The following is a 457-nucleotide window of genomic DNA, read 5'->3' on the forward strand; positions in this document are numbered from 1 at the left end:
CTATGGAGTATTTAGCCTTGGGAGATTGCCCTCCCGAATGCCGACTGGGTTTCACGTGTCCCGCCGTACTCAGGATCCACTCTGAAGGTAAAACAGTTTCAGCTACAGCGCTGTCACCTTCTTCGGCGGACCTTTCCAGGGCCTTCACCTACTGTCTTCCTTTTTGACTCCGTATAGAGTGTCCTACAACCCCGAAGAGCATGCTCTTCGGTTTGGGCTGTTCCCGTGTCGCTCGCCGCTACTCAGGGAATCGCATTTGCTTTCTCTTCCTCCGGGTACTTAGATGTTTCAGTTCCCCGGGTCTGCCTCACGCTACACTATGTATTCATGTAACATGTCCCATCGCATTGCAGATGGTGGGTTCCCCCATTCGGAAATCTTCGGATCAAAGCATACGTACTGCTCCCCGAAGCATATCGCTGTTCGTCGCGTCCTTCTTCGGCTCCTAGTGCCAAGG

General features: G+C 53.2%; 1 rRNA gene. It reads right to left on the minus strand.

Annotation, left to right across the window (positions count from 1 at the left end):
- Positions 1–457 (minus strand): 23S ribosomal RNA (locus ACZGCQ_RS16965); the annotation flags it as partial.

This window comes from Exiguobacterium sp. HSB13 (genome assembly GCF_056764755.1).